Below are 18,487 nucleotides of genomic sequence, written 5' to 3'. Positions count from 1 at the left end.
AGATAAAAAATGTAATACTATTTAAAGTCGATAAATTAAATCTATAAAATGGAGCGATGCATGAAACCCTCTCACCAAGCCGCCCTTCCTTCTTTTGGAGCGTTGGGCCTGTCCGGTCAGGCTCTGCGCATAGCCGTGGGCGTTCTTCTGTTGACACTCAGCGCCAAGGTGCAGGTTCCGTTCTGGCCCGTGCCGATGACGCTCCAGGTAGCCGCGGTCATGGCAATAGCCGCCGCTTACGGTGCTCGTTTGGGAACTGCCACGCTGGTTGGATATCTTGTTGCGGGGGCCGCCGGCTTCCCCGTATTCGCGGGAACCCCGGAAAAGGGCATCGGTCTGGCTTACATGTTCGGTGGCACCGGCGGATACCTGTTGGGCTTTGTTGTGGCGGCCGCGATGGTCGGCTGGGCTGCCGGCAATCTGCGCAGATTATTTCTGTGGCCCGCTATGCTGTTGGGGTTGGGCGTGGTTTATGGGTTTGGGTTGGCTTGGCTCGCGCAGTTTGTGCCGTCGGATAAGGTGCTGGCCTACGGCTTTACTCCCTTTGTCGCGGGCGATCTGGTCAAAATCACGCTGGCAGCTATCATTGTTCTGGGGCTCCCCGGCGGCCTGATGGCCAAAATTCGCGGGACCAAATCGGATGCTTGATCAGGGCCAAACCCTCCGCAGCGATTGGTCGGTGGACGAGGTGGAGGCGCTGTTGCGCCTTCCCTTGCTGGACTTGGTGGGGCGCGCGAATGCGGTTCACCGTATTCATCACGACCCCGAAGACATTCAAAAAGCCAGCCTGCTATCGATCAAGACCGGTGGCTGTCCCGAGGATTGTGCCTATTGCCCGCAATCGGCGCATCACCGAGAGGTAGAGTTGACCAAGGAAAGACTGATGAACCCGGAGCAGGTTTTGTCGCTTGCCAAACGAGCCAAGGAGGCCGGGGCAGAACGGTTTTGCATGGGTGCGGCCTGGAGACAGGTCCGCGACGGAGAAGAGTTCGACAATGTGCTGGAGATGGTCTCGGGTGTGCGTGCGCTGGGTATGGAGGCCTGCGTGACCTTGGGTATGCTGAAGCAGCATCAGGCCAATCGGCTCGCCAACGCTGGATTGACCGCCTACAATCACAACCTTGACACATCGCCGGAGTTCTATGGCGCGATCATCGGGACGCGAACCTATCAGGACCGACTGGAAACTCTGTCCTATTGCCGGGACGCAGGCATCGACCTGTGTTGCGGTGGCATCATCGGAATGGGCGAAAGCCTGCGTGATCGCGCCTCGATGCTGCAGGTTCTGGCGACCTTCAACCCGCATCCGGAAAGCGTTCCGATTAATGCGCTGATCCCGATCGAGGGCACACCGCTGGCGCATCGCAAAAAGGTCGGAATCTTTGATCTGGTGCGCATGGTGGCAACCGCCCGGGTCATCATGCCCAAGGCGCGCGTGCGCCTGTCTGCAGGGCGGTCTGAATTCTCAACGGCCGAACAAGCGCTGTGTTTCCTGGCTGGCGCGAACTCGGTCTTTTATGGGGATGTTTTGCTGACCGCCCCCAACGCGGGAACTGGCAACGACCGCGAAATGTTTGCGGCGTTGGGCGCCCTTGGCGACGACTGACGCAAAGGGGCCAATGAGCGTCGCATTGCGTCTTGGCCCCTGCTTGCTTATAGGCCACACCAACGTGACGAGATTCTGCAGGGAGTAGACCCATGTCCAACGCGCAGCTGGAAGCCGCCATCGAAGCCGCCTGGGAGGCGCGCGACACCGTCACGCCGTCCACCGGCGGCGAAACCCGTGAAGCCATTGAGGCCACGCTGAACGCGCTGGACAGCGGCAACCTGCGCGTGGCCGAGAAGATGGAAAACGGCGACTGGCACGTGAACCAGTGGGCCAAGAAGGCCGTGCTGCTGGGGTTCCGGCTGAAAGACATGGAGCAACAGGATGGCGGCCCGCAGGGCGGCCATTGGTGGGACAAGGTCGACAGTAAGTTCAAGGGCTGGGGCGACAATGAGTGGACCGCCGCCGGGTTCCGGGCAGTGCCAAACTGCATCGTGCGTAAATCGGCCTATATCGCGCCGGGTGTGGTGCTGATGCCGTCGTTTGTAAACCTCGGCGCTTATGTCGACAGCGGTACCATGGTGGACACTTGGGCCACCGTCGGGTCTTGCGCCCAGATCGGCAAGAACGTGCACCTGTCGGGAGGTGTCGGCATCGGCGGCGTGCTGGAACCGATGCAGGCGGGTCCGACCATTATCGAGGACAACTGCTTTGTCGGGGCACGTTCGGAAGTGGTCGAGGGCTGCATCGTGCGCGAAGGCTCGGTCCTGGGCATGGGGGTGTTCATCGGCAAGTCGACCAAGATCGTCGACCGCGACTCCGGCGAAGTGATGTATGGTGAAGTGCCGCCTTATTCGGTGGTGGTTGCAGGCTCGATGCCATCTAAGAATGGGATCAACCTGTATTGCGCCGTGATCGTGAAACGGGTGGACGAAAAGACCCGCTCGAAAACCGGTATAAATGAGTTGTTGCGCGACTGAACTGGCAGTCATCAAGGGGGTCAATGGGCCACCAAGAAAGGTGCGCAACAGGATTTCAGACTGCCGACTTGCCTGCCTTGAGCGGATTCGGTTGACCGGTCAATGCCGCAAGGGTAAGGCGGCTGCATGGAAAAGAAAAAGAAGGCATCGCGCCAGCAGGTTTATACGCTGCTGGTCCAGATCGGTCGCAAGGAAGGCGATGGGCTGCCCAAAGATGCAACTGGAGCGGCCCTGATGTGCTATGCCAGCGGCGTGGACGAGGCAGAGGCGGTGCGCGAGACGGTCGCGATCCTCAAGCAAGCCGATACTGCCCCGCTGGACGTTACCGGTTACGGAACCTTGGAAGAGCGTGAGGCGGAAGGTCACGAGATCGACGCTGAAGAGCGTGCCTTGATGCAGAGGGCGCTGGAAGAAAACGCAGTGATCGTAGCGCAGATGACGCCGTTTTACGACGAGGTCGGACAGATCTGACGGTCAATTCCTGACACCGAACCACTTGCGATAGATCTTGTCATAGGTGCCGTCTTCGCGCAGCGCCAAAAGTGCCTGATTAACGTCTTCGACCAGTGGAGAGCCAGACGGGAAAGCGATCCCGTAATTCTCCCTCAGGAACACATTACCGGCCATCGTAGCCTTCTTGCGTCCATCATGGGTGGCATAATATGACAGAATGGGCGCATCGAACACAACCGCATCCAGTTCCCCTTCCTCGAAATCAGCCAGCAACGGCGTCAACCCGTCGTAACCCGCATACTCAAGTTCGCGTCGTTCGAGAAAACTCGCGGCGGTGGAGTTGCTGATCGTTCCGACCCGTTTGCCATACAGATCGTTGATCGAATTTACTGCGCCGCTGATGGCATCGACGGTCATGACCGAAGTGATCTTGGCGGTGAAAACCGAAACAATAAAGAGGGAAGAGACGACCAGTATCACGCCAAAAACCCGGCCGAATGCAGTTCTTGGCACACGTTCCTCGAACCCGCCATTCACCACTAGGTTCAACGCCCACCAGAACGAGGGAAACCAGGCCTCGTGCAGTTTGCGATCGAAATAGGGTTGAGCGCGTCGCTCAAAATACCACATCACCATTCCACCGCCCAAGAGAACGCCGAACGCCAACCCAATGGCAATGAACAGTTCTCGGACCAGCAATGCATTGAGCAGCGAAGGGCTGCGCGCAGCATCGGACGGCACCATTATCTGCAAGCCCGCCTCGAATATCGGCTGGCTGAAATCCATTCGCGTTTCGCGCGAAGCGGTAATCGAGATATTGGCGATGGCCAGTTCCGCATCGCCCTTTTCGACGGTTTCCAGCATATCGGAGAATCCGTCGACCCTTTTGATGGTGTAGGCAAAATTAAGCGAGCGTGCGAGCGCGTTTAACAGGTCGATGGAAAAACCTGTATCCGCACCATCCTCGATAAATGAAAACGGCGGACGGGTCACTGTCGTGACCGTCAGTGTTTGCGCCTGGCTTTGCTGGGACAGAACCACGATAGTCAGGCATAGTATGGCAAGAAGTGTGCGCATCGCTGTGTATCACCTGTTTGCGGCCCTCTATCGCAATTTGGGTCAGTCGGGCAAGGTTAACGCCAGTTCACTCGGCGTTGTTTTCGGTTTTTTGTGGTAGAATTTGTCGTTTCATCACGCTTTTAGGAATTCCGTGCCCAAGGGTTGGCAATCTGGACGATTCATAGAATGAGTGCTTTTAACCCGAACCCTGAAACGAGAGTGACCCGATGACGCCAACAGACGCAGCACAACTGACAGCCGAACTGATCCGCTGCCCTTCGGTGACACCCTACGAAGGTGGCGCTCTGATTCTGTTGGAACGCGTGCTCGCCGAGGCCGGGTTCGTTTGCGTTCGGGTTGACCGCGGCGGCGTTAGCAACCTGTTTGCACGTTGGGGCGACAAGGCGCACGCCCGCAGTTTTGGGTTCAACGGGCACACGGACGTGGTTCCTGTCGGTGACGAGGCAGCGTGGAGTGTCTCTCCATTCGGGGCAGAGATACGGGAGGGAACCTTGTATGGCCGAGGTGCGACAGACATGAAGTCGGGCGTCGCAGCGTTTGTTGCTGCCGCAGTGGATTTCGTGCGGCAGACGCCGCCGGACGGTGCCATTGTCCTGACCATCACCGGAGATGAAGAAGGGGACGCCATAGACGGCACAACCGCACTGCTGGACTACATGGATAAGGCAGGCGAGCGCATGTCGGCTTGTCTGGTGGGTGAACCGACCTGCCCGGACCGCATGGGCGAGATGATCAAAATCGGTCGGCGCGGGTCGATGACAGCATGGTTCACGGTGACCGGAGTGCAGGGGCATTCGGCCTATCCGCACCGGGCAAAGAACCCCCTGCCGGCGATGGCGCGCCTTATGGATCGTCTGGCGAGTCACAAGCTGGATTCCGGAACCGACCATTTCGACCCCTCGACTTTGGCGGTTGTCACGATTGACACTGGAAACTCGGCCACAAATGTCATTCCGGCACAGTGCACAGGCGCGATCAATATCCGGTTTAACGACCTCCACTCAGGTGCGAGCCTGACTGAATGGCTGCAAGGCGAGACCGATCATGTTGCCGGGGAATTCGGTGTTCAGATCGATGTGAAGGTCAAGATATCGGGCGAGAGTTTCCTGACACCTCCCGGTGAGCTGTCCGATCTAGTTGCAAAAGCCGTAGAGGCCGAAACCGGCATATCGCCCGTTCTGTCAACTTCGGGCGGAACCTCGGATGCCCGTTTTGTTATGACCCGCTGCCCGGTGGTCGAGTTCGGTCTGGTCGGAAAAACCATGCACCAGGTGGATGAGTGCGTCGAGGTTGCGCAGATTCACCAACTCAAGGCAATCTATGCCCGTATCTTGCGGGACTATTTTTCCTGACCGATGCAGAAAACACTGGTCATCATGGTCAAGGAGCCTCGTCCCGGTCGCGTCAAAACGCGGCTAGGGCGGGACATGGGCATGGTGAGGGCGGCATGGTGGTTTCGGCATCAAACGCGCGCGCTGATCCGGCGGCTGCGCGATCCACGCTGGCGGATCGTATTGGCCGTTGCGCCGGATCGGGAGGGTCTGGCCAGCCGGGTCTGGCCCGCTGATTTGCCGCGATCGCCGCAAGGCTGCGGGGATTTGGGTGCCCGAATGACCCGGCAATTGCGGTCCGTGCAAAACGGCGCCGTCTGCCTGATCGGGGCAGATATTCCAGGCGTTGGGCGTGACCATGTGAGACGTGCATTCGCGGCCCTTGGCGGGGCCGACATGGTCTTTGGCCCGTCAGTTGATGGCGGGTACTGGCTGGTCGGGGCACGGCATGCACGTGTTCTACCGCGGAGCCTGTTTCGGGATGTGAGATGGTCGACCGAGCACGCATTGGCGGATACTCTGGCATCCGTTTCCGGCTGTCGGGTCGCGTTGGTGGATCGGCTTAGGGACGTGGACACGTCATCCGATCTGGAAGCGACCATGGTGACCGGGCGGGCTTCGTCGCTTTTGCGATGACGAAGGTTTGCGGTCGTGCTACGGCGGAAACATGACTCGCATTCCTTCCAAGCAGGAGATTCTTGAATGGATCTCGGCGCACCCAACCCTGACCTCGAAACGCGATATCGCCAAGGCCTTTGGGATCAAGGGCTCGGATCGTATTGACCTCAAGCGTGTTCTCAAGGAACTGGAGGTCGAAGGACATCTGGAAAAACGCCGGCGCAGCTATCGCGACCCGGATCGTTTGCCGCCAGTCAGCGTTCTGCAAGTCAAAGCGCCGAACGCCGATGGCGACCTGTTCGCCCGGCCGTTGGAATGGCATGGAGAAGGGGTTGAACCAATCGTGGTGGTCATCCCACGTGCAAGTGACCCGGCGTTGGGCGAAGGCGACCGGATTCTGGCGCGCCTGACTCTTGTACACGAGGAAGATCACAACTATGAGGCGCGCCTCATCCGCCGTATCGGTGCCAATCCGCGCCGAATTGTCGGCATCTTTCGGAAAGGCGCTGAAGGCGGCCGCATTGTTCCTATCGACAAGGCGGGTCAGACCGAGTGGCTGGTGCCGGAAGGGGCCGTGCATGGGGCCAAGGACGGTGAACTGGTCGAGGCTGAACAAGCAGGCCCCAAGAACCGCACGGGACTGCCGCGTGCGCGCATTGTTGAACGATTGGGCGATCCGTCTGCGCCCAAGGCGGTGTCGTTGATCGCCATTCACCAGCATGGCATTCCTGACGATTTTCCGGATGCGGTGATCGAAGAAGCAGACAGCTGCAAACCTGCGGGCCTGGAAGGGCGCGAAGATCTGCGCGACATGCCGCTAGTCACGATCGACCCATCGGATGCGAGGGATCGGGATGACGCCTGCTATGCCCATGCAGATGACAATCCGAAGAATCCCGGCGGACACGTCATCTGGGTCGCTATTGCGGACGTTGCCGCCTATGTCCGACCCGGTACGGCGTTGGACCGAGAAGCCCGAAAGCGCGGCAATTCGAGTTATTTCCCGGATCGCGTAGTGCCCATGCTGCCGGATCGGTTGTCAGGCGATTTGTGTTCGCTGCACGAAGGCGTGCCGCGCGCCTGTATTGCCGTCCGGATGCAGATCGACGCCGATGGCAACAAGCTTGGCCATCGTTTCGTGCGAGGTCTGATGCGCTCGGCGGCCGCGCTGAACTATGCCGAGGTGCAGGACGCGATAGACGGCAATCCGAATGATCGCACAGACCCATTGCTAAGTGACGTTCTGAAGCCGCTCTATTCCGCTTATCATGCGTTGAAAGCGGCTCGCGAGGCGCGGCAGCCGCTGGATCTGGACCTGCCCGAGCGCAAGATCGTGTTGGGGGACAACGGCCATGTCGAAAGCGTTGCCTTCCGGGAACGGCTGGATGCGCACCGACTGATCGAAGAGTTCATGATTCTGGCGAATGTCTCTGCCGCCGAAACCCTGATCGCCAAGCGGCGTCCGCTGCTGTTCCGGGTACATGAGGAACCGGCGCCAGAGAAGCTTGAATCCTTGCGTGAAACCGCTCAGGCTGCAGGGCTGAACCTGGCCAAGGGACAGGTGCTGCAAACCCGGCACTTGAATGCGCTGCTGAATGCGGCGGCGGGAACGGATGAGGCGGAGCTGATCAATCTCAGCACCCTCCGTTCGATGGCGCAGGCTTACTACAGCCCGGAGAATTTTGGCCATTTCGGGTTGGCCCTGCGAAATTACGCGCATTTCACATCCCCGATCCGACGATACTCGGACCTTATTGTGCATCGGGCGCTGATTTCGGCGCATGGGTGGGGCAAAGATGGTCTGACCGAGGATGAAATTGATCGCCTTGAGGAAACCGCAAACCACATATCGGATACCGAGCGCCGGTCTATGATGGCCGAACGTGACACGACAGACCGATATCTTGCAGCCTATCTGAGTGAGCGGGTCGGCAACGAATTCACAGGCCGTATCAGCGGCATAGCGCGCTTTGGGGCGTTTGTTAAGCTTGATGAAACCGGTGCTGACGGGTTGATTCCTGTGCGCTCGCTCGGGCGTGAATTTTTCCATTTCGACCGCGAGGCCGGGACCCTGATGGGCGCCGACACCGGACTGCTGATCGCAATTGGCCAGCGTGTTACGATACGACTGACCGAGGCGATTCCGGTGACCGGCGGGTTGGAGCTGGAATTGCTGTCCATCGACGATCAAGTGGTTCCAAGAGGACGTGGGCCGGCCCGCCGTGGGGTGAAAAGGAAAATCGCCAGTACCAAGCGCAAGAAAGACAAGAACAAGCGAAAGATTGAACGCAAGCGCCGCCAGAGATGAAAAGTAGCTGAAAGAAAAGTCACTGGCAGCGGGAGAACGGCCAAAAAGTTGCAGGGCGGATGAAATTGTCCTTTGTTCTCAGGCGTCGATGCGCGCACGACGTGCGGGCGGCGGAGTTTTGCGAAACAGAACATTGACTGCTTTGTGAAAAGTCGGATTCGCGATACCCTGTTATCGAGCAGATAATCGGGAAATCCGGAATGAAAATGTGCATCAACGGCGTTGCCCTAGCCGCAATTTGGGCAACAGGCGTGTCAGCGGACACATCGCAACAATCGAACCGGCCAAAGGTGCGGGCCGATCAGGCCGTCATTCACTTGGCATCGGCTGACCTCACGACGTCGCTGCGCCCGATTTTGCGCCCGGTCGAAGAGGTAGAGCAAGTGAGTGCAAGTGTGTCGAACGCACGGTTCCAGGCATGGATCGGGGCATTCAAGTTGCGTGCGCGGGATCAGGGCATCAATCATTCGACTCTGGATCGGGCTTTTCAAAGCGTGACATATGACGCGGATGTAGTGAAGCGTGATCGTAACCAATCCGAGTTTACAAAGACGATCTGGGACTATCTGGACAGCGCGGTTTCGGATGTGCGAGTGCAGAATGGTAGAGCAGCACTTGCGAAACACAATGCAACGCTGGAACGGATCGAGGCTAAATACGGTGTCGAAAAAGAAGTCGTATTGGCGATTTGGGGACTGGAAAGTGCCTATGGTTCCTTCAAGGGAAACAACAGCACGATCCGGTCATTGGCGACGCTGGCGTTCGATGCGCGCCGTGCGCATTTCTTTGAGGCGCAGTTGCTCGCCGCGCTCAGGATTGTTCAGGCAGGGGATGTAGCGCCTTCGGATATGACGGGCAGTTGGGCTGGCGCGATGGGGCATACACAATTCATGCCAACGTCCTATCTGGAACATGCCGTCGATTTCACCGGTGATGGAAAACGAGACATCTGGGCGGACGACCCGTCGGACGCGTTGGCGTCGACGGCGTCATATCTGGCAGGGTTTGGCTGGACCAAGGGACAACCCTGGGGTGTCGAAGTCGTGCTTCCCGAAGGGTTCGACTATTCCAGTGCCAAACGCGACTACACACAGGCGCCGTCGGATTGGGCTGCATTGGGGGTTGTCGGGACCGATGGCAAGTCTGTCGCTGATTTCGGACCTGCGTCAATACTGCTGCCAGCGGGCGGTCAGGGCGCAGCTTTCATGATCTTCGACAATTTCGAAGTGCTCGAACGCTATAATTCCGCCGATGCCTATGTCATTGGCGTAGGGCATCTGGCGGATCGGATCGGAGGCGGTGCCGCGATTCAAGCCAACTGGCCACGTGGAGATCGCGCCCTATCCTTCTCCGAGCGAAAAGAATTGCAACGGCGACTGACGCGGGCCGGGTTCGATACGGAAAAGATTGATGGGCGTATCGGGCCGCTGACCATCAACGCGGTCCGATCCTATCAGTTGGCAGAAGGCCTGTTGCCGGATGGCTATCCTTCGCTGCAGCTTTTGAACCGGCTAAGATGAAAAGGGGCCTTTCGGCCCCTTTGTCTTAGGTCGGTGACATGCCTCTGAGCCGTTCCGAGCGGCGCCGCAGCATCTCGACCGTGGTCAACAGACCAATCGAGATCACCACAAGAATTGTCGCGACCGCCAGAATGGTCGGTGAGATTTGTTCGCGCAAGCCGGTGAACATCTGCCAAGGCAGCGTCTTTTGACCGGCGGAGCCTACGAACAGAACCACGACCACTTCGTCGAACGACGTGATGAATGCGAACAATCCGCCGGAAATAACTCCGGGGAGGATCAGAGGCATCTGGATTCGGAAGAAGGTCGTCACCGGCCCCGCACCCATATTCGCGGCTGCCCGAGTTAGCGATCGGTCAAAACCAACCAGCGTGGCCGTCACCGTGATGATGACAAACGGAATGCCAAGGGCCGCATGGGCCAAAACCACGCCGAAATACGTACCTTGCAGGCCGATCCGGCTGTAGAAAAAGTACATGCCAGCAGCCGAGATGATCAACGGCACAATCATCGGGGATATCAGGACCGCCATGATCGCACGCCGGAACGGCACGTGGGGTTGGCTGAGACCAATGGCTGCCAGTGTGCCGAAGCCAACCGAAAGCAGTGTCGCCATAGGAGCAATTTTCAGCGAATTCCAGAGCGCCTGTTGCCAGTCATCGTTTGTGAAGAAGTCCTGATAGTGTTTCAGCGAATAGCCGGCAGGATCAAAGCGCAGCATCTCCGGAGTAAAGGTGAAAAAGTCCTGGGCATTGAAGCTGAGAGGCATCACCACAAGGATCGGAGTGATGAGGAACACGAAAATCGCGCCACAGATCACCCGGAAAGTGTAGTGCCAAAGCACCTGTCCTGGTGTCAGATAGGGGGCCAGATGCGCCCGGTAGCGCGACGTTGCCAGCCAAAAGATGAACCAGCCGGCGAACCAGCCGAACAGGGCGCCGACCACGGCTGCTGATAGACCACCAAGCGCGAAGCCCGCGACAAGAAAGCCTGCAAATATGATCCAGCGCAGCGTTTTTTCCTTGCCGGCCATACCTGCAAGGAAAAATCCCAAGGCAGCAAGAAGCGCCGCGCCGACAACGATGCCGATCAGACCTGATCCCTGCGCTGTGCCGACGAAGAGACCAAAGAAGGCCCCGGCAGCGCCGGCTACGGCGGCAACGAATCCTGGGGTTTGAGGTTGGACGGGTGTTAGTGCCATGTTTTCTTACCCCAGCTTCACGTTGTCGATGCCCACGATCTTGTCGTAGGTCCAGTAGAGCAGCAGAACCACCGCCAGCAGGATCGTTCCGAGCGCCGCGGCCAGACCCCAGTTGAGCGAGGACGAGATGTGGAAAGCGATCCGGTTGGAGATGAAGACACCCTTGGTGCCGCCAACGAGTTCGGGCGTGATGTAGTAGCCGATGGCGAGGATGAACACGAGGATCGAACCTGCGCCGATTCCTGGCACCGATTGCGGGAAATAGACCCTCCAGAATGCCGTCCAGTTGGTGGCGCCCAAAGACTTGGCCGCACGCAGATATGACGGGTTGATTGTCTGCATCACTGAATACATCGGCAGGATCATGAATGGCAGCAGGATGTGGGTCATCGCCACGATGGTGCCGAACTGGTTGTTGATCATCACCAATCGCGAGTCATCAGCGACCAGTCCCAGCCAGACCAACGTTTCGTTGATGACGCCCTGTTGCTGCAACATCACTTTCCAGGCAGAGGTACGCACCAATAGCGACGTCCAGAATGGCAACAATACGAGTATCATCAGGATGTTCGCTGTCCGGGTCGGAAGGTTGGCCAGAATCCATGCCACCGGGTAACCCAGAACGATGCAAGCGCCGGTAATCACAAGCGACATGATAAAGGTACGGATGAACAGTGTGATATAGATGCGCTCGTTTTCCGGGCGGGCTTCGACACCATCGTTACCTTTGCGCAGGTCGACAGAGTTCAGGAAATACCCATTGGTTATCTTTGGCGAGTAGGTCTGGATGGTGCGCCAGACTTCGACATCGGCCCACCGGTCGTCGATTTTGAGGAACTGCTCCTTGAAAGGACCATCACTTTCGGTATCCCACTTGCTGACGCGTCGACCAGCTTTTCGAAACAGAGAAGAAATCCCGGGGTTTTCATAGTTCAGACGCGATCCCACGCGGGTATGCAACTTGGCTTCGGCGGCAACCTTCATGTCTACCGCCATTGCGGCGAAAACCGCCTCGTCCGGCGCTTCACCTGTATTCGGGTCCCAATCCCGTAGAGCAACGACAGTATTGGGCAGAGTGTCCGCAACGATATTGTTCTCTACCGAACGGAACAACATGTCCACAATCGGCAGGATGAAGGTCAGCAACACGAAGAGCAGGAGTGGCGCAATCAGCATGAGCGCGCGCATTTTTTGCATTCGCAATGCCCGTGCCAGACTTCGCTTTAGCGGTGTCCCATCAGCGGCCAGAACGCGGCCGGTATGCGTAGTATCGCTCATCTACTTTCCCCGTTTCTTGCTGCCCGTTCACAGCATGAGCGGTCTTGTTTGACCGTCGTTTTTCGTAAATCTGCAAGGAGGCGACGCGCCCCCTTGCAGATTTCGTATTGGCTTACTTCGCCAACCAGGCTTGGAATTTTGCGTTCAGGTCGTCACGGTTGTCTGCCCACCACTCGTAGTCGTAGATATGAGTGTTGGAAGCATTCGCAGGATCGGTCGGCATGTGCGGAGCCATGTCGATTCCCAGTTCTGCGTGCTGGCCAACCAGCGGTGCCGAAGACTTGCGGGCCGGGCCGTAGGAGATGTACTTGGCTTGATCCGCCAGACGCTGAGTATCGGTAGCGAAAAACAGGTAGTCCAGCGCGCGTGCCTTGCGCTCGGGGCTCAGGCCTGCGGGAATGATCCAACCATCAAGGTCGAACGACTGCATGTCCCAAAGCATACCGATCGGCTGCCCCTGTTCGGCAATAGCCGAGAACAAACGACCATTGAAGGTCGATCCCATGACAACTTCGCCGTCGGCCAGAAGCTGTGGGGTTTCCGCACCAGCGGTCCACCAGACCACTTGGTCCTTGATTGTGTCGAGTTTGGCCAGTGCCTGCTCAACGCCTTCGGGCGTGCTGAGCGTGTCATAGATGTCTTCTTTGGCAACACCGTCGCAGTAGAGAGCCCATTCCATGTTGTCGATCGGGCGTTTCTGCAGCGAACGCTTGCCCGGATACTTTTCAAGGTCAAAGACGTCGCAGACGGTGGTCGGCGGAGTATCCCCAACCAAGTCGGTGCGATAGCCGAAAGTTGTCGAATAGACGATTTGCGGAACAAAGCAGTCGGAAACGATCAGTTCGCCAAAGTCCTCAGTTGCCGGCGTCCCATCGGGAGCCGCGGCGAGAATCGCATCGTGATCCAGTTCTTCCGCCAAGCCTTCGTCGCAAAGGCGCATGGCGTCCGATGCCACGACGTCAACGACGTCCCAGGTGACATTGCCGGCTTCGTTCATTGCCCGGAGCTTTGCGACTGCTTCGGCCGAGCTTTCGTCGTTGATGATCTTGACGCCGGTCTTTTCCGAGTACGGAGTGTGATAGGCGTTCTGCTGCGAGGCAGAATACGCGCCGCCCCAGGACACGATGGTCATTTCATCGGCCATGTCCTGCGCAATCGCGGCAGGAGCAATGAGTGCCGTCGTAGCAACCAGAGTAGAGAGTTGCGAAAGTTTCATGTTTATCTTTCTCCTTGTTGAACTTGGTTCTTGTGGTGGATTGCGCGCCGAAGTGGACAATCCAGCGCGCAAGAGCGCCTTGTTAAGCGTCAAGTGCGCGGCAGTCCTCGGGAAGCCAGCCGATCTCAATCTGCTGGCCCGGCTGCAAGCGGACTTGGTCCGGCGCGTTACGGGTTTTGATGACGAATTCATCGTTCCCGGCAACGCGCAAACGTGTGCGGAAGATATCGCCCATGTAAATGAACTCCAAAACTTCGGCGTTCAGTGTGTGGGCGCCTTTCTGCAAACGTTCCTTGTTGTATTCAACTCGCTCTGGACGAATGGAAACCCGTGTGCGTTCCCCCGGTTTGCTTACGTTGACCGGTTTGCAATCGATCAGACCGCCGCCGTCCAACTGGACAACTGCGATACCGTCCTTGATTTCCTTGACTTCGCCTTCGAGCGTATTGTTCTCGCCGATGAACTGGGCCACGAAGCTATTGGACGGTTCCTCGTACAGAGTATCTGGCGGAGCGAGTTGTTGGATGACGCCGTCGTTGAACACCGCGACCCGGTCGGACATTGTCAACGCTTCGGTCTGGTCGTGGGTCACATAGACCACCGTGATACCCAGGCGGTGCGCCAGGTGGGTGATTTCGAACTGCATCTTTTCCCGCAGTTGCTTGTCCAGTGCACCCAGAGGTTCGTCCATCAGAACCAGTTCCGGTTCGAAAACCAGAGCGCGGGCCAAGGCGATCCGCTGTTGCTGACCACCTGAAAGCTGCGCCGGCCGGCGTCCACCGAATGCGCCCATTTCGACCATGTCGAGTGCGCGCTTGACCTTCTCTTCGCGCTCGGACTTGCCCATACTCCTGACTTCCAGCGGGAAAGAGAGGTTTTCTGCAATCGTCATGTGCGGGAACAGGGCATAGTTTTGAAACACCATGCCGATGCCGCGTTTGTGGGGTGGGATGTTGTTGATTGATACACCACCAAGCCGGATGTCGCCGTGAGTGGCAGTTTCGAAACCGGCCAGCATCATAAGGCAAGTGGTTTTTCCGGAACCCGACGGACCGAGCATCGTCAGAAACTCGCCTTTGGGCATTGTTAGATTGAGATCTTTGACGACCAGAGTCTCGCCGTCATAGCTTTTTTGCACGCGCTCAAATTCGACGAACGCGCTGTTGTTCGAAGCGTCGGCCAAGTTGTCTCCCCATTTGCTGTTAGGCAGATTTCCTCTGCGCTTTTTGTGATCTAATCACACCAAGCATAACGAGCGCTAGGCATGAAATTAATAAAATTCGGTGACCGAAAGTAAGATTTTCGTCATTACCGCGTATAGGGTCACTGATTTCTGTCGTTGGAATTTGAATGCAGCTTTGGTATGCGGCAGCGACTCAGAGCGACACTATTGTGCGACAATGCGACATTCTTTGGATGTGTATCCGGTTTTGGTTGCTCACAGGAAGAAGCTGCCGTTGCACAAGTTGCAAGAATTGGGCCGGTCATTCGAAATGACCGGCCATGCCTCAAGTTGTCCTGGCTTTTTGGCCGAGTGTTACGCAGCTTCCTTCAAAAGATCCCTGTCAAGGATTTCGGCATAAGCTTCGTCCAGTGACTTGCGGATGCGGACAAACATCTCGTCGATCTCTGTATGGGTGATAACCAGCGGCGGAGAAATGATCATGCGGTCGCCGACATGACGCATGATCAGGTTGTTTGCAAAACACTTGTCGCGGCAAATGTATCCGATCGTACCTGGTTCGGACGCAAATTTTGCCCGTGCCTCTTTGTTGGGGGTCAGGGCAATCGACGCCATCATACCGACGATCTTGGCTTCTCCAACCAGTGGATGATCGATCAGGGCTTCCCACTTTTCCTTGAGGTATGGGGCGGTCACGTTTTTCACACGCCCGACAATGTCTTCTTCCTCCATGATGCGGAGGTTTTCCAGAGCGACTGCTGCGGCAACAGGATGGCCCGAATAGGTATAGCCGTGGTTGAATTCCACACCTGCAATCACTTTGGCAACCTCGTCGCAAACGATCGAGCCGCCTATTGGTGCGTAGCCCGAGCTGAGGCCTTTGGCGATGGTCATGATATGCGGTTTGATGCCAACAGTTTCCGAGCCGAACCAGTTGCCAGTACGACCGAAGCCACAGATCACTTCATCCGCGATCAAGAGGATTTCGTATTTGTCGCAAATCCGCTGGATTTCAGGCCAATAGCTGTCGGGCGCCACGATCACACCGCCCGCGCCCTGAACCGGTTCGGCAATAAAGGCGGCAACGCGGTCTTCGCCAAGCTCGAGAATGGCTTCTTCCAATTCACGTGCGCGTGCAAGGCCGAATTCTTCGGGGTCCATGTCAGTGCCTTCGGCCCACCAGTTGGGTTGATTTATATGGTGGATGTTCGGAATCGGGATGCCGCCCTGAGCGTGCATTGCCGGCATCCCGCCGAGCGAGGCAGAGCCGACGGTGGAACCGTGATAACCGTTCTTGCGGCTAATGATGATATTCTTGCCAGATTTACCTTTGCTGTCCCAATAGGTACGCACCAATCGAATGTTCGTGTCGTTGGCTTCGGAGCCGCTCCCAGCAAAGAACACATGATTCAAGTCACCAGGCGCCAGGTTAGCGATCTTTTCCGCCAATGCGATCGCAGGAACATGGGTCGTCTGAAAGAACGTATTGTAATAAGGCAGTTCCCGCATTTGCCGCGCGGCAACCGCCGCAAGCTCGTCGCGGCCATAGCCGATGTTTACACACCACAGGCCTGCCATGGCGTCCAGAATCTCTTCCCCCTCACTGTCGGTCAGAAACACGCCTTTGGCGCGGGTGATAACGCGCGCGCCCTTTTTTGCCAGTCCGTCGTTTTCAGTGAACGGGTGCATGTGGTGGGCCGCATCAAGGGCCTGAAGCTCGGCTGTGGGCATGTGATTGGTGATCGTGGACATCGTGAAATCTCCTGCGGAATCTGTCGACCTTCACAATATGATCAAATTTGGCGAAGTCAATCGAATCACTTCGCAATGATTATTTTGAGAGAGCGCCCGCCATAAGTTCCATGCCTTGCTCGACATCATGGGCCATAGCCCGACCGACGCCTGCGGCGTCTTTATTGCGTAGGCATTCCACTATGTCTTTGTGTCGATCCGGAAGGCTGTGCGTGCCGAAGCGACCGCACACGACGCGCAAAGAGGGGCCGAATCGTAGCCACAAACGTTCTGCCAGATCGCACAGGACAGGAGCGTCGGCATGGCTGTAGATTGTTGTGTGAAACGCATAGTTGTTCAGTAGATACCCGCCAACATCACCAGCAGAGATGCACTCGTCAACGCGGCGATCGATGTCTTCCAGGGCATCTATTTGCTTGGGGGTCATAAGACCTCCGGCACGCCTTGAAAGCTCTGATTCAATTACTTTTCTTGCGAAGATCAATTGCTCGATATCGCCCTTGCTCAAAATGGGAACGCTGACCCTGCGATTTCCCTGAAAAACCAGAGCCCCATCGGATATCAGACGTCTGATCGCCTCTCGTACCGGAGTCATTCCGGCACCTAGCGAATCAGTCAGCCCTTGAATCGTCACAGGCTGGCCGGGAACCATCTCGCCGAACAGGATTTGTGATCTGAGCACGTGATAAACTTGCTCATGTGCGGGGCGTTTTTCGTCGCTTGAATTTCGGTCAGAAGCTCTATTTTTGATCATATTCAAAAGGTTTATCCTGATCTTGTTGGTCTCGGAATGCAGCGCACGACGCCGCTTGAAACCATAAACTGTATTGCCGTGGAACGCAAAACTTGATCAAATCCAAAAAAACGGGATGATAACGGTACATTCGCAGGGAGAGAAACATGACATTCAAATCGCTGACACTCACGACCGTATTCGCGTTGGGGACCTCGGCTGCATTCGCCGAAGAGGTGCGCGTCTACAACTGGTCGGACTATATCGACGAGGATCTGCTGACCAAGTTCCAGGAAGAAACCGGCCTGACGCTGATCTACGACGTATTCGACAGCAATGAGGTTCTGGAAACCAAGATGCTCGCCGGTGGCTCGGGTTATGACGTTGTGGTTCCGTCGGGAACGTTCTTGCAACGTCAGATCCAGGCCGGGGCGTTCCAGAAGCTGGATACCAGCAAGCTGCCCAATGCAGACAATCTTTGGGATGTAATCCAGGAACGGACTGCGGGATATGACCCCGACAACGCCTATTCGATAAACTACATGTGGGGTACCACCGGGATCGGTGTGAATGTTGGCAAGGTGAAGGAGATCCTGGGAGAAGATGCGCCCATCGATAGCCTTGAACTTGTGCTGAACCCGGACAACATGTCGAAGCTGGCGGGATGTGGTGTGCATTTCCTGGATGCGCCGGCAGAGATGATTCCAATGGTGCTGAAATACATCGGTGAAGACCCGGATAGCCACGATCCGGATGTAATCGCCAAGACCGAGCCGGTATTCATGGCGATCCGGCCTCATATCCAGAAATTCCACAGTTCCGAATACATCAATGCGCTGGCAAACGGTGATATCTGCGTCGCTGTCGGGTGGTCTGGCGACATCCTGCAAGCGCGGGACCGTGCGGCTGAAGCCGATAATGGGGTGGAAATCGCTTATCACGCGGCCAAGGAAGGCGCGCAGATGTGGTTTGACCAAATGGCAATTCCAGTTGACGCTCCGAATCCAGACGGCGCGCACAAATTCCTGAATTTCATTCTCGATGCCAACAACATGGCAGCAGCATCAAACTATGTCTATTATGCCAACGGCAACAAGGCGAGCCAGGAGTTCCTGGAAGAGGATGTGATTGGCGACCCGGCGATCTACCCGGACGAAGCGACCATGGAAAACCTCTTTATCACAACGCCCTATCCGGCAAAGACCCAGCGCGCGGCGACACGCCTGTGGACCAAGATCAAGTCGGGAACCTGATCTTAATGGGCGGAGTAGGTTTTGCCTTCTCCGCC

At 57.0% G+C, this 18,487-nt stretch carries 16 protein-coding genes; 9 read left to right on the top strand and 7 right to left on the bottom strand.

What is annotated here, in order from left to right:
- The first annotated feature begins 60 nt into the window (after positions 1–60).
- The 4 genes from ACR0LZ_RS06340 to ACR0LZ_RS06325 all read left to right on the top strand — a co-directional run bounded on the left by ACR0LZ_RS06340 (position 61) and on the right by ACR0LZ_RS06325 (position 2,997).
- Positions 61–648 (top strand): biotin transporter BioY, encoded by a 588-nt coding sequence (locus ACR0LZ_RS06340; protein ID WP_480748934.1) that lies wholly within the window; start codon positions 61–63, stop codon positions 646–648.
- Positions 641–1,606 carry a biotin synthase BioB gene (gene bioB, locus ACR0LZ_RS06335; protein ID WP_480748933.1) on the top strand — a complete coding sequence of 322 codons (966 nt, stop codon included), beginning with the start codon at positions 641–643 and terminating at the stop codon, positions 1,604–1,606. The genes ACR0LZ_RS06340 and bioB overlap by 8 nt, the downstream gene beginning before the upstream one ends.
- A gap of 92 nt (positions 1,607–1,698) precedes the next feature.
- Positions 1,699–2,526, top strand: a complete 828-nt coding sequence (gene dapD, locus ACR0LZ_RS06330) for a 2,3,4,5-tetrahydropyridine-2,6-dicarboxylate N-succinyltransferase (RefSeq protein ID WP_480748932.1) — start codon at positions 1,699–1,701, stop codon at positions 2,524–2,526.
- 126 nt (positions 2,527–2,652) lie between these two features.
- The gene (locus ACR0LZ_RS06325) at positions 2,653–2,997 is read left to right on the top strand and encodes a hypothetical protein (RefSeq protein ID WP_480748931.1); all 345 of its coding nucleotides are present in this window, start codon (positions 2,653–2,655) and stop codon (positions 2,995–2,997) included.
- Positions 2,998–3,000: 3 nt separating this feature from the next.
- On the opposite strand, the gene ACR0LZ_RS06320 is transcribed toward ACR0LZ_RS06325, so the two are convergent.
- Entirely contained in the window at positions 3,001–4,056 is a 1,056-nt protein-coding gene (locus ACR0LZ_RS06320; protein ID WP_480748930.1) for a transporter substrate-binding domain-containing protein, read from the bottom strand.
- A 209-nt stretch (positions 4,057–4,265) separates the two neighbouring features.
- Here ACR0LZ_RS06320 and dapE point away from each other — a divergent pair, with 209 nt between their 5' ends.
- The 4 genes from dapE to ACR0LZ_RS06300 all read left to right on the top strand — a co-directional run bounded on the left by dapE (position 4,266) and on the right by ACR0LZ_RS06300 (position 9,836).
- On the top strand, positions 4,266–5,411 hold the full coding sequence (dapE, locus tag ACR0LZ_RS06315; protein WP_480748929.1) for a succinyl-diaminopimelate desuccinylase: 1,146 nt from the start codon (positions 4,266–4,268) through the stop codon (positions 5,409–5,411).
- 3 nt (positions 5,412–5,414) lie between these two features.
- A complete protein-coding gene (locus ACR0LZ_RS06310) occupies positions 5,415–6,026 on the top strand; it encodes a TIGR04282 family arsenosugar biosynthesis glycosyltransferase (RefSeq protein WP_480748928.1) in 612 nt (203 codons plus the stop codon).
- A 31-nt stretch (positions 6,027–6,057) separates the two neighbouring features.
- Complete coding sequence (gene rnr, locus ACR0LZ_RS06305) at positions 6,058–8,316, top strand: ribonuclease R (protein ID WP_480748927.1); 2,259 nt, start codon at positions 6,058–6,060, stop codon at positions 8,314–8,316.
- A gap of 200 nt (positions 8,317–8,516) precedes the next feature.
- Positions 8,517–9,836, top strand: a complete 1,320-nt coding sequence (locus ACR0LZ_RS06300) for a lytic murein transglycosylase (protein WP_480748926.1) — start codon at positions 8,517–8,519, stop codon at positions 9,834–9,836.
- 25 nt (positions 9,837–9,861) lie between these two features.
- Here ACR0LZ_RS06300 and ACR0LZ_RS06295 read toward each other — a convergent pair whose 3' ends face one another.
- The 6 genes from ACR0LZ_RS06295 to ACR0LZ_RS06270 form a co-directional block, all read right to left on the bottom strand.
- Positions 9,862–11,037 carry an ABC transporter permease gene (locus ACR0LZ_RS06295; protein WP_480748925.1) on the bottom strand — a complete coding sequence of 392 codons (1,176 nt, stop codon included), beginning with the start codon at positions 11,035–11,037 and terminating at the stop codon, positions 9,862–9,864.
- 6 nt (positions 11,038–11,043) lie between these two features.
- Positions 11,044–12,315 (bottom strand): ABC transporter permease, encoded by a 1,272-nt coding sequence (locus ACR0LZ_RS06290; RefSeq protein WP_480748924.1) that lies wholly within the window; start codon positions 12,313–12,315, stop codon positions 11,044–11,046.
- Positions 12,316–12,427: 112 nt separating this feature from the next.
- The gene (locus tag ACR0LZ_RS06285; protein WP_480748923.1) at positions 12,428–13,531 is read right to left on the bottom strand and encodes an extracellular solute-binding protein; all 1,104 of its coding nucleotides are present in this window, start codon (positions 13,529–13,531) and stop codon (positions 12,428–12,430) included.
- An 82-nt stretch (positions 13,532–13,613) separates the two neighbouring features.
- Positions 13,614–14,714 carry an ABC transporter ATP-binding protein gene (locus ACR0LZ_RS06280; protein ID WP_480748922.1) on the bottom strand — a complete coding sequence of 367 codons (1,101 nt, stop codon included), beginning with the start codon at positions 14,712–14,714 and terminating at the stop codon, positions 13,614–13,616.
- A gap of 354 nt (positions 14,715–15,068) precedes the next feature.
- Positions 15,069–16,466 carry an aspartate aminotransferase family protein gene (locus ACR0LZ_RS06275; RefSeq protein ID WP_480748921.1) on the bottom strand — a complete coding sequence of 466 codons (1,398 nt, stop codon included), beginning with the start codon at positions 16,464–16,466 and terminating at the stop codon, positions 15,069–15,071.
- Between the two features lie 79 nt (positions 16,467–16,545).
- The gene (locus tag ACR0LZ_RS06270) at positions 16,546–17,220 is read right to left on the bottom strand and encodes a GntR family transcriptional regulator (RefSeq protein WP_480749072.1); all 675 of its coding nucleotides are present in this window, start codon (positions 17,218–17,220) and stop codon (positions 16,546–16,548) included.
- A 146-nt stretch (positions 17,221–17,366) separates the two neighbouring features.
- Between ACR0LZ_RS06270 and ACR0LZ_RS06265 the strand changes: the two genes are divergently transcribed.
- Positions 17,367–18,452 (top strand): polyamine ABC transporter substrate-binding protein, encoded by a 1,086-nt coding sequence (locus ACR0LZ_RS06265; RefSeq protein WP_480748920.1) that lies wholly within the window; start codon positions 17,367–17,369, stop codon positions 18,450–18,452.
- Positions 18,453–18,487 lie beyond the last annotated feature (35 nt).

This window comes from Ruegeria sp. CI1 (assembly GCF_056536925.1).
Note: the sequence above shows the minus strand (reverse complement) of the source record. Positions and strands in the feature narration are given on the sequence as shown.

What these genes read in the sequence shown, in the direction of transcription:
- ACR0LZ_RS06340 (WP_480748934.1), top strand. Translation starts at nt 61, where the DNA reads ATGAAACCCTCTCACCAAGCCGCCCTTCCTTCTTTTGGAGCGTTGGGC.
- bioB (WP_480748933.1), top strand. Translation starts at nt 641, where the DNA reads ATGCTTGATCAGGGCCAAACCCTCCGCAGCGATTGGTCGGTGGACGAG.
- dapD (WP_480748932.1), top strand. Translation starts at nt 1,699, where the DNA reads ATGTCCAACGCGCAGCTGGAAGCCGCCATCGAAGCCGCCTGGGAGGCG.
- ACR0LZ_RS06325 (WP_480748931.1), top strand. Translation starts at nt 2,653, where the DNA reads ATGGAAAAGAAAAAGAAGGCATCGCGCCAGCAGGTTTATACGCTGCTG.
- ACR0LZ_RS06320 (WP_480748930.1), bottom strand. Translation starts at nt 4,056, where the DNA reads ATGCGCACACTTCTTGCCATACTATGCCTGACTATCGTGGTTCTGTCC.
- dapE (WP_480748929.1), top strand. Translation starts at nt 4,266, where the DNA reads ATGACGCCAACAGACGCAGCACAACTGACAGCCGAACTGATCCGCTGC.
- ACR0LZ_RS06310 (WP_480748928.1), top strand. Translation starts at nt 5,415, where the DNA reads ATGCAGAAAACACTGGTCATCATGGTCAAGGAGCCTCGTCCCGGTCGC.
- rnr (WP_480748927.1), top strand. Translation starts at nt 6,058, where the DNA reads ATGACTCGCATTCCTTCCAAGCAGGAGATTCTTGAATGGATCTCGGCG.
- ACR0LZ_RS06300 (WP_480748926.1), top strand. Translation starts at nt 8,517, where the DNA reads ATGAAAATGTGCATCAACGGCGTTGCCCTAGCCGCAATTTGGGCAACA.
- ACR0LZ_RS06295 (WP_480748925.1), bottom strand. Translation starts at nt 11,037, where the DNA reads ATGGCACTAACACCCGTCCAACCTCAAACCCCAGGATTCGTTGCCGCC.
- ACR0LZ_RS06290 (WP_480748924.1), bottom strand. Translation starts at nt 12,315, where the DNA reads ATGAGCGATACTACGCATACCGGCCGCGTTCTGGCCGCTGATGGGACA.
- ACR0LZ_RS06285 (WP_480748923.1), bottom strand. Translation starts at nt 13,531, where the DNA reads ATGAAACTTTCGCAACTCTCTACTCTGGTTGCTACGACGGCACTCATT.
- ACR0LZ_RS06275 (WP_480748921.1), bottom strand. Translation starts at nt 16,466, where the DNA reads ATGTCCACGATCACCAATCACATGCCCACAGCCGAGCTTCAGGCCCTT.
- ACR0LZ_RS06270 (WP_480749072.1), bottom strand. Translation starts at nt 17,220, where the DNA reads ATGATCAAAAATAGAGCTTCTGACCGAAATTCAAGCGACGAAAAACGC.
- ACR0LZ_RS06265 (WP_480748920.1), top strand. Translation starts at nt 17,367, where the DNA reads ATGACATTCAAATCGCTGACACTCACGACCGTATTCGCGTTGGGGACC.